We start from the raw sequence: 12789 nt of genomic DNA on the forward strand, positions 1-12789 counted from the left end.
GCCGGATAACCCGGCGCAGCAGCCGTTATGCGCGCGCCTCGACTTCACCCGCCATGCGGGCGAGCGCGTTCTCGATTGCCTTGTCCAGCGCGTGACCGAGCAGCGCCTTTTCCTTGTCGTCGAGGCAGTCGAAGAAATCCTCGTTCCACTTGCGCGCGATCGGCATCACCTTGCGGTATAGCGCGCGGCCTTCGGTCGTGAGCGACACCAGCACGACGCGGCCGTCGTCGTCGCTCGCTTCGCGTTGCACGAGACCCTGTTTGATCAGCGCTTCGGCTGCGCGGCTCGCCTGGCTCTTGTCGAGATTGGCGTGACGCGCGAGATCCATGATCGAGAACGGTCCAAACGATCCCACCGAGGCAATCACGCGCGCTTCCGGCACCGTGATGCCGAGCTTCGCCTGATACCGTTCGCCGATGCCGCGCTCGGAGAGTTTGTTCAATACGTGCAGGCGATATGTCAGAAACTGGTCGAGTCCGGCTTTGTCGGCGGCCTTCATGGTCTTCCCTGTAGTAGGTGGATGCGGCTGGCGGTGTGATTGTTGCCGCATCCGCCGACCGGGTCAACGCGTGCCGTACTTCAGGCGTGTCAGTTGCTCGGCTTCGTTGGCGAGCAGCGTCGCCGCATCGCGGATCGCGACCTCGAGCGTGATCGGACCCGGCGCCGGCGAGAAACACCCGCTGAAATGCTCGGCGAGTCGCGGCAGTGCGGCCGGATCGACGGCGCCGGAGAGCAGGGTGGCCGGCACCTGCGCTGCCTGTGCATGGCGACAGGCGATGAACGGCGCCTTGCCGTGCAGCGTCTGCACGTCCGAGCGGCCCTCGCCGGTGATCAGCCAGTGCGCGCCGTCGAGTGCGGCATCGAGACCGATCTGCCGCGCGACGACTTCCGCGCCCGGTTCGAACTGCGCGCCCAGCATGCGCAGCGCGAAGCCGAGGCCGCCGGCCGCGCCCGCGCCCGGTTCGTCGCGGGCGGTGCGGTTCAGCGCCGGCTCGAGCAGATCGGCGAAGTGCGCGAGCGCGGCATCGATTGGTGCGATCTGTTCCGGTTGCACGCCTTTTTGCGGACCGAACACGGCGGTGGCGCCATGTTCGCCGGTGAGCGGATTGTCGACGTCGGACATGCCGATGAAGGTCGCCTCGGCCACCCGCGCGTCGAGTTGCGACGCATCGATACGTGCGAGCCGCGCGAGCTGGGCCGGTGTCGGCTCGAGTGCTTCGCCTTGCGCGTCATACAGCTTCAGACCGAGCCCGACGAGCAGGCCGGCGCCACCGTCGTTGGTACTGCTGCCGCCGAGCGCGACGAAGAAACGTCTTACGCCTGCATCGAGCAGCGCGACGATTGCTTCGCCCATGCCGCGTGTGCTGCGTGCCTCGACAGGCACGCCCATGCCGACTGGATCGGTGATGCCGACCACTTCCGCCGTTTCGACGATCGCGCCGCCGTCGGCCAGCACGCCGACCGTGGCGTCGCGCAACGCACCTGCCGCACCGCGCACCGACACGATGCGTCGTTCGCCGCCTCGCGTGAGCATGGCATCGAGCGTGCCTTCGCCGCCGTCGGCCATCGGGCAGATTCGTACGACTGCGTCGGGACGGGCCCGGCCGATGCCGGTGGCGATCGCCTGGGCGACCTGCTCGGCGCTCAGCGAACCTTTGAACGAATCGGGGGCAATGACGACGACGGGCGTGGACTGCGGACTGGGCATGGTGTCTCGAGTGTCTCTGGAGGGTTGGAGTCGCGCTGCGGCACGTGGTGATCCGCCGCGTGCGCCGCGTTCGCAAGCTTATCAGCATGACGCGCGCGGCTGAATATGTGGGACGGCATGACCGGCATGGGGCGGCGGTTGCGTGGTCGCCAGGCGGTCCATGAGCCGCCGAAGCAGGAAAAGTCCGTTGGAACGGCCCGAAAATGGGCTGTAAAGCAGACAAAAAGCCCGCCAAACATCGATTCCCGGTTAGGCGCGCGAATAGTTTGCTAAAATATTCGGCTCTTTTGACCCAAACCGTGCTGCAGGCGGCCTGAGAGCCCGCGGCGACAGGCGCGCGATCGTTCCCGGATATCCGGCGACGCCGCGGCTCATTGCTCCTGGGGGGCACCCAGGTGGCGTTCAGACAGGACGCACACCAGGCCCGGACGAACCTCGACAGACGGCACGGCAAAGATAACTGATTCGCTCGAATAATTTTAGGACGATTGAAGCCATGGCTAACGTTGTTGAAAACCTCGGCAAGCTCGAACGCCGTGTGACGATTTCCCTGCCGAAGGACACCGTGCAGAAGGAAGTGGATTCCCGTATCCGTCAGCTTGCAAAGAACGTGCGGATGCCGGGCTTCCGGCCGGGCAAGGTGCCGCTCAAGATGGTCACCCAGCAGTACTCGGGTCAGGTGGAAGCCGAGGTTCTGAGCGACAAGGTTGGCAAGGAATTCTTCGACATCAGCCGCGCAGAAAACCTGCGCGTGGCCGGCCAACCGAGCTTTGCCCCGAAGGTCGACGCACCGGAAAGCGACTACGCTTTCGACGCCACGTTCGAGGTGTATCCGGAAGTGAAGCTGGGCGACGTCGCCACCGCTGAAATCGAACGCACGAAGACCACGATCAGCGAAGCCGAAATCGACCGCACGCTGGACATCCTGCGCAAGCAGCGCGTGCATTTCCACGCGCGCGGCGAAGCAGGCGAGCATGGCGACGGCGGTGCCGACACCGCAGCGAAAGACGGCGACCGCGTCACGGTGGACTTCGTCGGCAAGATCGACGGTGAAGTGTTCCAGGGCGGCAGCGCTGAAGACTTTGCCTTCGTGCTCGGCGAAGGCCGCATGCTGCCGGAATTCGAAAAGGCCGCGGTTGGCCAGAAGGTCGGCGAAGCACGCGAATTCGACCTGACGTTCCCCGCTGACTACCACGGCAAGGATGTCGCCGGTAAGACCGCGCAGTTCACGATCACGATGAAGAAGATCGAGTGGCCGCATCTGCCGGAAATCGATGCGGAATTCGCGAAGTCGCTGGGCATTGCAGACGGCGATCTGACGAAGATGCGCGCCGAAATCAAGGACAACCTCGAGCGCGAAGCGAAGCGCCGCATGCAGTCCATCGTGAAGAACCAGGTGATGGACGCGCTGCTGAAAATCTCCGAGCTCGACGTGCCGAACGCGCTGATCGAACAGGACCAGCAGCGTCTCGTCGAAATGGCGCGCCAGGACCTCGCGCAACGTGGCGTGCCGAACGCCGAAAGCGCACCGATTCCCGCTGAAATGTTCAAGGAACAGGCTGAGCGTCGCGTCAAGCTCGGCCTCGTGCTGGCCGAACTCGTGAAGGCGAACGAACTGCAGGCGAAGCCGGAACAGATCCGCGCCGAAGTCGACGAATTCGCGAAAAGCTACGAGGACCCGAAGGAAGTCGTCCGCTGGTATTATTCCAACCAGCAGCGCCTCGCCGAGATGGAAGCGTACGTCGTGGAAGCCAACGTCGTCGATTTCGTGCTCGAGAAGGCCAAGGTGACGGACAAGGAAGTGAGCTTCGAAGAACTGGCAAGCGCGACCGCGCAAGCGTAAGCATCGCTGCAACGGCGTGCCGGCTGTCGAAGCAGACAGTCTGCACGCCGTTTTTTCAGGTTGCGTGTGCTGGGTTGCCGTCATGCCCGCCGCAGTGTTGTGCGGCGTTTGCGAAGCTGGTGCGCAGCGTGTGTCGGAGTCGTGCGGTCGTGCGGTTTCGTGTACTTGAATACAGCGTTACAGGACCCACCTCGGACTCACCTCGCACTCGCCTGTCCAGTCCCGAACAGATATTCCCAGACAAGGATCCATTGCATGACCTTTCGCGCCCAAATGCTGGACACGTTGACTTCCCAGTCGTCGCGGGATCTCGAAGCACAGGCGCTCGGTCTCGTGCCAATCGTCGTGGAGACGAGCGGTCGCGGCGAGCGTTCGTATGACATCTACTCGCGGCTGCTCAAAGAGCGTCTCGTGTTCCTCGTCGGTGAAGTGAACGACCAGACGGCGAATCTCGTCGTCGCACAGTTGCTGTTTCTCGAAAGCGAGAATCCCGACAAGGACATCAATTTCTACATCAACAGCCCGGGCGGTTCCGTTTCGGCGGGCATGGCGATCTACGATACGATGCAGTTCATCAAGCCTGACGTATCGACGCTGTGCATGGGGCTCGCGGCCAGCATGGGCGCATTCCTGCTGGCAGCCGGCGCGAAGGGCAAGCGGTTCGCGTTGCCCAATTCGCGCGTGATGATCCACCAGCCGCTCGGCGGCGCACGCGGTCAGGCATCGGACATCGAAATTCAGGCGCGCGAAATCCTGTACCTGAAAGAGCGCCTGAACGGTCTGCTCGCCCATCACACCGGCCAGCCGGTCGAACGGATTGCGCGCGACACCGACCGCGACAATTTCATGTCCGGCGAGGATGCGCAGGCGTATGGCCTCGTCGATCAGGTGCTGCACAAGCGCCCCTGACAGGTTGAGCGGATTTGATCTGGCCCGGGTTGCCCCGTTTTGGGGCGCCTGGCCGGAAAAATCCGCAAAACCAGCGAAGCCCGCCCTGAGCGCCCGCGGCCCACGCCGTTCCTGCCATTGCCCTGTCATCCCCGCCCAGACTGCGGGGGTGGGGCAAACGGCGTATCATGTCACACGAGTGTCCGGAGGCTCATACATCTATGGCGGACAAGAAAGGTTCTAACAGCGAAAAGCTGTTGTATTGCTCGTTCTGCGGCAAGAGTCAGCATGAGGTCAAGAAACTCATTGCCGGCCCGTCGGTGTTCATCTGCGATGAATGTATCGACCTGTGCAACGAGATCATCCGCGATGAAGCGGCAGGTGCAGGTGTCGAGGCCGGGTTGTCGCGGTCCGATCTGCCGAGCCCGCAGGAAATCCGTGAAATCCTCGATCAATACGTGATCGGCCAGGAACGCGCGAAGAAGATTCTCGCGGTCGCGGTGTACAACCACTACAAGCGGCTCAAGCATCTCGAGAAGAAAGACGAAATCGAGCTGTCGAAGAGCAACATCCTGCTCATCGGCCCGACCGGTTCGGGCAAGACACTGCTCGCGCAGACGCTCGCACGCCTCCTGAACGTACCGTTCGTGATCGCCGATGCGACGACGCTGACGGAAGCGGGCTATGTCGGCGAGGACGTCGAAAACATCATCCAGAAGCTCCTGCAGAACTGCAACTACGAAGTCGACAAGGCGCAGCGCGGGATCGTCTATATCGACGAAATCGACAAGATCAGCCGCAAGTCCGACAACCCGTCCATTACCCGCGACGTGTCGGGTGAGGGCGTGCAGCAGGCGCTGCTGAAGCTGGTCGAAGGCACGATGGCGTCGGTGCCGCCGCAGGGCGGGCGCAAGCATCCGAACCAGGACTTCATCCAGGTCGATACGACGAACATTCTGTTCATTTGCGGCGGTGCGTTCGATGGCCTCGAAAAGGTCATCGTCGACCGGACGGAAAAGACCGGCATTGGCTTCGGCGCAAGCGTGAAGAGCAAGCAGGATCGCGATGCGGGCGAAGTGCTGCGCGAAGTCGAACCGGAAGATCTGATCAAGTTCGGCCTGATTCCCGAGCTGATCGGCCGTCTGCCGGTTGTTGCGACCCTCGGCAAGCTCGATGAAGTCGCGCTGATGAAGATCCTCGTGGAGCCGAAGAACGCGCTCGTGAAGCAGTATCACAAGCTGTTCAACATGGAACGGGTCGAGCTGGAAATTCGTCCGGCCGCGCTGCAAGCCGTAGCGCGCAAGGCGATTCGCCGCAAGACCGGTGCCCGTGGTTTGCGCTCCATCCTGGAACAGGCTTTGCTCGACGTGATGTACGACCTGCCGGCCATGAAAGGCGTCAGCAAGGTCATCATCGACGACAACGTCATCGACGGCGATGGAAAGCCCCTGTTGATCTACGAAGACGCGCCCAAGGTGGCAGGATCGAATTGATCGGCTTAAAGAGTTCCGGAAAAAAGCCGTTCATACGAGTGATGAACGGCTTTTTCGTTTATCTTGTGGTCAGGCAGTACTTTTTGTGGTCACTGAACTTTTCCCACCCGCGGAGGCTTGCAATCTTTTCTGCTGGCCTCAACTATCGAACGAACTGATTCCATTAATGGGGAAATGAAATGTCAGGAACCCAACTCCTCCCGCCGGAACGCATCACGCTCCCGCTGCTCCCGCTGCGCGACGTGGTGGTTTTCCCGCATATGGTCATTCCGCTCTTCGTAGGCCGGCCCAAGTCGATCAAAGCACTTGAAGTGGCAATGGAGGGCGGCAAGCACATCATGCTGGTTGCCCAGAAAACGGCGGCAAAAGACGAGCCAACCGAAAAAGACATGTACGAAGTAGGGTGTATTGCCAACATCCTGCAAATGCTGAAGCTGCCCGACGGCACCGTGAAGGTGCTGGTAGAAGGTCTGCAGCGCGCGAAGACGCTCTCCATCGAAGAACAGGAAACGCAGTTTTCGTGCGAAGTCATGCCGCTCGAACCCGACCATGCCGACAGCGCCGAAACTGAAGCGCTGCGCCGCGCCATCGTGTCGCAGTTCGATCAGTACGTGAAGCTGAACAAGAAGATCCCGCCGGAAATCCTGACCTCGCTGTCGGGCATCGACGAAGCCGGGCGTCTGGCCGACACGATCGCGGCGCATCTGCCGCTCAAGCTCGACCAGAAGCAGCACATCCTCGAAATGTTCCCGGTCATCGAACGGCTCGAGCATCTGCTCGCGCAGCTCGAAGCCGAGATCGACATCCTGCAGGTGGAAAAGCGCATCCGTGGGCGTGTGAAGCGCCAGATGGAAAAGAGCCAGCGCGAGTACTACCTGAACGAGCAGGTCAAGGCGATCCAGAAGGAACTCGGCGAAGGCGAAGAAGGTGCGGATCTCGAGGAACTCGAGAAGCGCATCACCGCTGCGCGCATGCCGAAGGAAGCCAAGAAGAAGGCGGATGCCGAGCTGAAGAAGCTCAAGCTGATGTCGCCGATGTCGGCCGAAGCAACGGTCGTGCGCAACTACATCGATACGCTGATCGGCTTGCCGTGGCGCAAGAAGAGCAAGGTCAACAACGACCTCGCGAATGCGGAACGTGTACTCGACGAGGACCACTTCGGTCTCGAGAAGGTGAAAGAACGCATTCTCGAATATCTCGCGGTCCAGCAACGCGTTGAAAAGGTCAAGGCGCCGATCCTGTGCCTGGTTGGGCCTCCGGGTGTCGGCAAGACGTCGCTGGGCCAGTCGATTGCGCGCGCAACGAACCGCAAGTTCGTGCGTATGGCACTCGGCGGCGTGCGCGACGAGGCCGAGATTCGCGGCCATCGCCGGACGTACATCGGTTCGATGCCGGGCAAGATCCTGCAGAGCCTGACCAAGGTCGCAGTGCGCAATCCGCTCTTCCTGCTCGACGAAGTCGACAAGATGGGGCAGGACTTCCGCGGCGATCCGTCGTCGGCCTTGCTTGAGGTGCTCGATCCCGAACAGAACCATACGTTCGCCGACCACTATGTGGAGGTCGACTTCGATCTGTCGGACGTGATGTTCGTCGCGACGTCGAATTCGCTGAACATCCCGCCGCCGCTGCTCGACCGGATGGAAGTGATCCGTCTGTCGGGTTATACGGAAGACGAGAAGGTCAGCATCGCGCAGCGTTACCTGTTGCCGAAGCAGAAGAAGAACAACGGCTTGAGTACCGACGAGATCGACGTCGCAGAGACGGCGATTCGCGACATCATCCGTTACTACACGCGTGAAGCCGGTGTGCGTTCGCTCGAGCGTGAAATCTCGAAGATCTGCCGCAAGGTCGTGAAGATGCTTCTGCTGAAGAAGGCAGAGGGCGCGGTGAAGGTCGACGGCAGCAACCTCGACACGTTCCTTGGTGTGCGCAAGTTCGACTTCGGTCTGGCCGCGAAGGAAAACCAGATCGGTCAGGTTACCGGTCTCGCGTGGACGGAAGTCGGCGGCGATCTGCTGACGATCGAAGCGGCGGAGATGCCTGGTAAGGGCAACGTGATCCGCACGGGTTCGCTCGGCGACGTCATGAAGGAATCTGTCGAAGCGGCGCGCTCGGTCGTGCGTTCGCGTTCGCGCCGTCTCGGCATCAAGGACGAAGCGTTCGAGAAGCGGGACATCCACATCCACGTGCCGGAAGGTGCGACGCCGAAGGACGGTCCGTCCGCCGGTGTGGCCATGACGACGGCGCTGGTGTCGGTGTTGACCGGCATCCCGGTGCGCGCAGATGTGGCGATGACCGGTGAAATCACGCTGCGTGGCGAAGTACTGCCGATCGGTGGGTTGAAGGAAAAGCTGCTTGCGGCGCACCGTGGCGGTATCAAGCTGGTGCTGATTCCGGAAGAGAACGTCAAGGATCTGACGGAGATTCCGGATAACGTGAAGAACGCCATCGAAATCATGCCGGTCCGCTGGATCGACAAGGTGCTCGAACTGGCGCTCGAACGCACGCCGCAGCCGTTGCCCGAAGAAGAAGCGAAACCGGCAGCCGCTGCTCCGGTCGCCGAGCCGGCGAAGGATGCTGGCGCAAGCGAGTTCGTGAAGCACTGACGCTCAGGCAGTTTTTCGCCAGCAAAACCCGCGGCCTTGTCCGCGGGTTTTTTATTGCCCGAACGATTATTGAAGCGTAGAGGGGCGGCTGTTTCGCCGTTTAATCGGTCGTATTCATTCGATCCCATTTTCTGAGCAGTTTCCCCCGTTTATCAGGTCGTTGCACGCGCATCGACTCCGCGCAATATCCTGTCATGAAGCGGAGTGGCGCCAGCCGGGGTTATCAGGCTCAACCCCGCTTGACACAAGGGTTTCGGCCCATTCTAATGAGTTGGCCCGGCGTTCTGTCGGACCAAATGGATACCTGTTCGGCGCATTCCTGCGCTGTCATGATTGCCCAAAACATTCTCGGGGGTTGGAATGAACAAAACGGAATTGATCGACCATATTGCGCAGCAAGCCGACATCTCCAAAGCAGCGGCGGGACGCGCGCTCGATGCGGTGATCGGCGGTGTCAAAGGAACATTGAAAACGGGCGGTTCGGTCACGCTGGTCGGCTTTGGGACGTTCGCCGTAGGCAAGCGTACCGCGCGTACCGGGCGCAATCCGCGCACGGGTGCCGCCATCAAGATCAAGGCCGCCAAGGTACCCAAATTTAAGCCTGGCAAGGCACTGAAAGATGCGCTAAACTAGCGGGCTGTTGTTACCTGATTGACGGTTGTGAGCGCTGAGGGTTTTAGCGCTAATCACTCAGGTGGCAAGTGGAAGTCGCGGAACGGGTGCTTAGCTCAGTTGGTAGAGCGGCGCCCTTACAAGGCGTAGGTCGGGAGTTCGAGCCTCTCAGCACCCACCAACCGTTTCGCGATTTGCTTCCAGGTAGGTCCGCAGTGACTTGCTGTAGTACACCGAAACCCGCGTGGCTATCCGCTCCACGGGTTTTTTGTTGTTACCTGCTTTCTGTCGTGCAACGGCTTCAACAGAAAGCAGCATCACCACTTCACGCGCCAAAGTAAATCGACTTCATACCGTCGTTAGCGTCGGGACGAATCGATGCACGAATCTTGTGATCGACGCGAACCAGTGCCTGGTCCACGGTATGCAGCGCGTGATGAGTGCCCGCTACAAAGCCGTTTTGTGCGGCGGCGTTATCCACCCCATTCGATGCTGCAAACGAAACAGCCGGCACAGCGAGAGCAGCGGCGATGATCAGTGATTGAGCGAGTTTCATGATATTTACCTCCAGACTTCGTTTCTTCGCAAACACCCGTTTGCGATTCAGTGAAGCCAGTCTAGTCCGAAGGTCGTTTGCCATTAAGCGCCGGCAGAACAAAAGAATGTTGTCGATTTTCATACAGCTCTGACGCGGCCGATGAACGCGCAACAGGTGCCCGCGTGATGGCTGGCATTCGCAACATCGAAACGATTCGCTACTGTCCCGCAGAAGCCGGACAGTAGCGTGACGGCGACCCAACAATCATCCGGCAACTTTGGCGCGCACGGCATACATCGCGGTATCGGAAGAGATGCGACCGCTATCGAGATGTATGACCCGATCCGCCAGTTTGAAATACTGATCGTCGTGAGTAATGATGATCACGCATTTCCCGCGCGACTTCAGATCGGGAACCAGCACCTCATAGAAAAACCGCTTGAAGACCGGGTCTTGATCGGCAGCCCATTCATCCAGGATGTAGATCGGGCGATCTTCGATATAGGCACACAGCAACGCGAGCCTTTTACGTTGTCCCGTCGACAAAGCCTTGGTAGTCGAATAAGTTTTCCCGCGAATCTCAACCTTATCCGCCAGCCTCAGCGTCTCGAGATACTTCTGCGCAAGCTCGATGCTTGAGCTCCTCTGAGCCGGTCCGATGATTCGATTGAACAGATGAAAATCCGTAAACACCGCAGAAAACAGATTGCGATAACGCTCCCTGCCATCGTTGTCGACGACCTTTCCATCGAGAAGAATATGGCCCTCGGTAGGCGCATAGAGGCCGCTCAGTATCTTGCCCAACGTACTCTTGCCGCTGCCGTTCCCACCGATGATATAGACCAGCTCCCCGGCATGAATGGTCATGTTGATGGGACCCAGCGCGAAGTCGGCTGACGAGTCATAGTCGTGGTAATTCATCTTCACGTCTTTCAACTCGATGAACTGCCACGGCTTCGCCGCAAGAAACTCCTTGACGCCAGAGGACTGCGTTTTTTGCGGCGATTCTTGCGCCTCATCAATCGAGAACCCAAAGTCCGACAACCGCGCGAGCGCCGTTCTGCCTTCGGCCATGGCCGGCAAAATACTGATCAACGCGGTCAACGGTCCCATCGTGTAAAGAACAGCCAGAATGCTTGCCGTGAGTACCGTAGGGTCGACGACGCCGAGTGCAGGTACGCCGAAAAGCAGAAACCCGAGCAGCACCGCTACAGTGAACTGACCGAGGCTGTCGCCGCCCATGAACCAGAAACGCTCGGTGTAGTTGTATCCCGCCACTCGTTTCGACGATAGTTCGATCGCTGCCTTGGTGAACCAGCGCTGCCTGTCCCGATTGAGTTTGAGTTCCTTGATCCCGAACACGAGGCCATGTGTGTACTCGTTGAACTGGACGAATTCGTCACGCACTCTTTCGGTGAAGTTGATTGCTTTCCGATAGAACGATAGATAAAGCACCACGCCGACGGCTATCAACGTGACGGTCGAGATAAAGACGATCCAGGAGAGATACGCCAGATAGAGGATGCTACACACCAGCACGACGGCCTGAACGATGATCGTCGGGATCGTCAACAACGTCTGACTGAGCTGCGGAATATCCTGCGTCAACATCGTCAGAACATTGGGCGCACCGCGTCTATCAATTTCCTCTAGCGGAGTCGCCAGAATCCTCTTGCATAGATCGACGCGCAGCCTCGTCATGATTTTCATGCAGGCATACGATGGCATCGCAGCAGCAGCGGTCCTGCACAAAATTGCAATCGCATTCAGTGCGATGAAGATCAGCAGCAGTGTTTGCCGATTGTTCTGATCGTGCAGCACTCTGGTGATCAGTCCCACACCGACAATCGATGCAACGCCGCTAATCAGACCTGTGACGACGGTACCTACGGTAAGCCAGGGGTGACTGCGCCACATCAGGGCGATGACCGAATGCCACGGCGGCGATTTATTTTGAGCGGAGTCCATGGATCACTATTCGGAGATACTGCCGATTTGATGTCGAATGACATTCAGGTAGGTGTCGGTGTTGACGCCGATCGACACATCGAGCCGCCCCGCACTGAATACGATTTCCTCGGTGGACAGCAGTCCACGGTCGACCACGACCTGAAGACGGTCATCGAACGATATGGGCGGGACAGCCCCCATCACGCACCGGGTCAACTGGGACGCTATATGGCTCGGTGCCAGCTTGGCCTTGACGCCTTCAAGAAAACCGGCCACGTTTTTTAAAGCGACCCTTCTGTTTCCGGACACAACGGCGAGGACATAAGAAAGCTCGCCATTGTCATGTTTGACCTCTACCACCATGCATTTGGCAGCCTGTTCAACGCTATGTCCGCGCAGCAAGCTGGCCGCAACGGTTTGCCCTTCCGGTGGATGCACCATCACCCGGTGGTTAACTTTTTCGGCAACCAGAAAATCGATGATTCTTCGGAAGGAAAACACCGCGTCTTCTCTAGCCACACCCGCAACGGCTTCTGTTTCGTTGACTAAAACCATTGTTCATCTCCGCATCGATACATTCGAAAATTGTCGGCATATTGGTGAGTAGTTTTTATGGTGGAACGAAGGGTACTCAGCTGATCAGGTGGCTAAGCTCGATGTTCTCGGCGGCCGATCGCAACCTGAGGGACGTTTCCTGCTTTCCGAGGCACATGATGCTTCTAACGATTTCAAGCGGCGAATCGGAGAACAGGATGCAGCACTTGAGCAAGCGCTGCGCACGATCCCAACCGAGGTTCAACGAGCCGACCGCACTACGCAGCGATGCCTCGACCGACGCAACGGTCCAGCTGTCGTTCTGCACGAGCCGCGATTCGACCAGTCGAAGAAACTGCAACAGCACACGAGGGTTGTTCTCGATGCTGAGCATCAGGATGTAATCGATGCGCAATCTCTGTGTGATCAAAGGAAAAATCAGATCGATCACGCCGGCAGCCGATTCGCATTTTCCGTGGGCCAGCGAAATGGCCTCGCCGAGCCTGCGATCCCGATGCAGCGAATCGAGCACGGACTGGACAAACTCTTCCTTGACGTCGACGGTGGTCATTTCCATGATGTTCAGTGGCCCGTTGAGGTATTCAGATGGTCAACCG

11 protein-coding genes and 1 tRNA gene are annotated in these 12789 nt (G+C 59.4%); 6 read left to right on the plus strand and 6 right to left on the minus strand.

Translation table 11 applies throughout. The annotated features are described in order from the left end of the window. Window positions 1-25: 25 nt before the first annotated feature. A complete protein-coding gene (locus tag M0D65_RS27340) occupies window positions 26-499 on the minus strand; it encodes a MarR family winged helix-turn-helix transcriptional regulator (RefSeq protein WP_091016568.1) in 474 nt (157 codons plus the stop codon). A gap of 63 nt (window positions 500-562) precedes the next feature. Then, window positions 563-1708 carry a glycerate kinase gene (locus tag M0D65_RS27345; RefSeq protein ID WP_266255366.1) on the minus strand — a complete coding sequence of 382 codons (1146 nt, stop codon included), beginning with the start codon at window positions 1706-1708 and terminating at the stop codon, window positions 563-565. A 496-nt stretch (window positions 1709-2204) separates the two neighbouring features. Between M0D65_RS27345 and tig the strand changes: the two genes are divergently transcribed. The 6 genes from tig to M0D65_RS27375 all read left to right on the plus strand — a co-directional run bounded on the left by tig (window position 2205) and on the right by M0D65_RS27375 (window position 9331). Continuing rightward, window positions 2205-3551 (plus strand): trigger factor, encoded by a 1347-nt coding sequence (gene tig, locus M0D65_RS27350; protein ID WP_266255367.1) that lies wholly within the window; start codon window positions 2205-2207, stop codon window positions 3549-3551. A 255-nt stretch (window positions 3552-3806) separates the two neighbouring features. Then, window positions 3807-4460 (plus strand): ATP-dependent Clp endopeptidase proteolytic subunit ClpP, encoded by a 654-nt coding sequence (clpP, locus tag M0D65_RS27355; protein WP_091016575.1) that lies wholly within the window; start codon window positions 3807-3809, stop codon window positions 4458-4460. 200 nt (window positions 4461-4660) lie between these two features. After that, window positions 4661-5932 carry an ATP-dependent Clp protease ATP-binding subunit ClpX gene (clpX, locus tag M0D65_RS27360; protein ID WP_091016577.1) on the plus strand — a complete coding sequence of 424 codons (1272 nt, stop codon included), beginning with the start codon at window positions 4661-4663 and terminating at the stop codon, window positions 5930-5932. A 179-nt stretch (window positions 5933-6111) separates the two neighbouring features. Beyond that, window positions 6112-8538: an endopeptidase La gene (gene lon / locus M0D65_RS27365; protein ID WP_091016579.1), complete on the plus strand. Its 2427-nt coding sequence runs from the start codon at window positions 6112-6114 to the stop codon at window positions 8536-8538. A 360-nt stretch (window positions 8539-8898) separates the two neighbouring features. Further along, window positions 8899-9171 (plus strand): HU family DNA-binding protein, encoded by a 273-nt coding sequence (locus M0D65_RS27370; RefSeq protein WP_091016581.1) that lies wholly within the window; start codon window positions 8899-8901, stop codon window positions 9169-9171. An 84-nt stretch (window positions 9172-9255) separates the two neighbouring features. Further along, window positions 9256-9331 (plus strand) — tRNA-Val (locus M0D65_RS27375). Between the two features lie 144 nt (window positions 9332-9475). On the opposite strand, the gene M0D65_RS27380 is transcribed toward M0D65_RS27375, so the two are convergent. The 4 genes from M0D65_RS27380 to M0D65_RS27395 all read right to left on the minus strand — a co-directional run bounded on the left by M0D65_RS27380 (window position 9476) and on the right by M0D65_RS27395 (window position 12749). Next, window positions 9476-9706, minus strand: a complete 231-nt coding sequence (locus tag M0D65_RS27380; protein ID WP_266255368.1) for a hypothetical protein — start codon at window positions 9704-9706, stop codon at window positions 9476-9478. A 246-nt stretch (window positions 9707-9952) separates the two neighbouring features. Beyond that, complete coding sequence (locus tag M0D65_RS27385) at window positions 9953-11656, minus strand: cyclic peptide export ABC transporter (RefSeq protein WP_266255369.1); 1704 nt, start codon at window positions 11654-11656, stop codon at window positions 9953-9955. 6 nt (window positions 11657-11662) lie between these two features. After that, window positions 11663-12193 carry a YbaK/EbsC family protein gene (locus tag M0D65_RS27390; RefSeq protein ID WP_266255370.1) on the minus strand — a complete coding sequence of 177 codons (531 nt, stop codon included), beginning with the start codon at window positions 12191-12193 and terminating at the stop codon, window positions 11663-11665. A gap of 76 nt (window positions 12194-12269) precedes the next feature. After that, window positions 12270-12749 carry a hypothetical protein gene (locus tag M0D65_RS27395; protein WP_091016590.1) on the minus strand — a complete coding sequence of 160 codons (480 nt, stop codon included), beginning with the start codon at window positions 12747-12749 and terminating at the stop codon, window positions 12270-12272. Window positions 12750-12789 lie beyond the last annotated feature (40 nt).

This window comes from Paraburkholderia sp. CHISQ3, assembly GCF_030464945.1.
Taxonomy (GTDB): Bacteria; Pseudomonadota; Gammaproteobacteria; order Burkholderiales; family Burkholderiaceae; genus Paraburkholderia; species Paraburkholderia megapolitana.

What these genes read in the sequence shown, in the direction of transcription:
- M0D65_RS27395 (WP_091016590.1), bottom strand. Translation starts at nt 12,749, where the DNA reads ATGGAAATGACCACCGTCGACGTCAAGGAAGAGTTTGTCCAGTCCGTG.
- M0D65_RS27380 (WP_266255368.1), bottom strand. Translation starts at nt 9,706, where the DNA reads ATGAAACTCGCTCAATCACTGATCATCGCCGCTGCTCTCGCTGTGCCG.
- M0D65_RS27385 (WP_266255369.1), bottom strand. Translation starts at nt 11,656, where the DNA reads ATGGACTCCGCTCAAAATAAATCGCCGCCGTGGCATTCGGTCATCGCC.
- M0D65_RS27340 (WP_091016568.1), bottom strand. Translation starts at nt 499, where the DNA reads ATGAAGGCCGCCGACAAAGCCGGACTCGACCAGTTTCTGACATATCGC.
- lon (WP_091016579.1), top strand. Translation starts at nt 6,112, where the DNA reads ATGTCAGGAACCCAACTCCTCCCGCCGGAACGCATCACGCTCCCGCTG.
- clpP (WP_091016575.1), top strand. Translation starts at nt 3,807, where the DNA reads ATGACCTTTCGCGCCCAAATGCTGGACACGTTGACTTCCCAGTCGTCG.
- clpX (WP_091016577.1), top strand. Translation starts at nt 4,661, where the DNA reads ATGGCGGACAAGAAAGGTTCTAACAGCGAAAAGCTGTTGTATTGCTCG.
- M0D65_RS27345 (WP_266255366.1), bottom strand. Translation starts at nt 1,708, where the DNA reads ATGCCCAGTCCGCAGTCCACGCCCGTCGTCGTCATTGCCCCCGATTCG.
- M0D65_RS27390 (WP_266255370.1), bottom strand. Translation starts at nt 12,193, where the DNA reads ATGGTTTTAGTCAACGAAACAGAAGCCGTTGCGGGTGTGGCTAGAGAA.
- tig (WP_266255367.1), top strand. Translation starts at nt 2,205, where the DNA reads ATGGCTAACGTTGTTGAAAACCTCGGCAAGCTCGAACGCCGTGTGACG.
- M0D65_RS27370 (WP_091016581.1), top strand. Translation starts at nt 8,899, where the DNA reads ATGAACAAAACGGAATTGATCGACCATATTGCGCAGCAAGCCGACATC.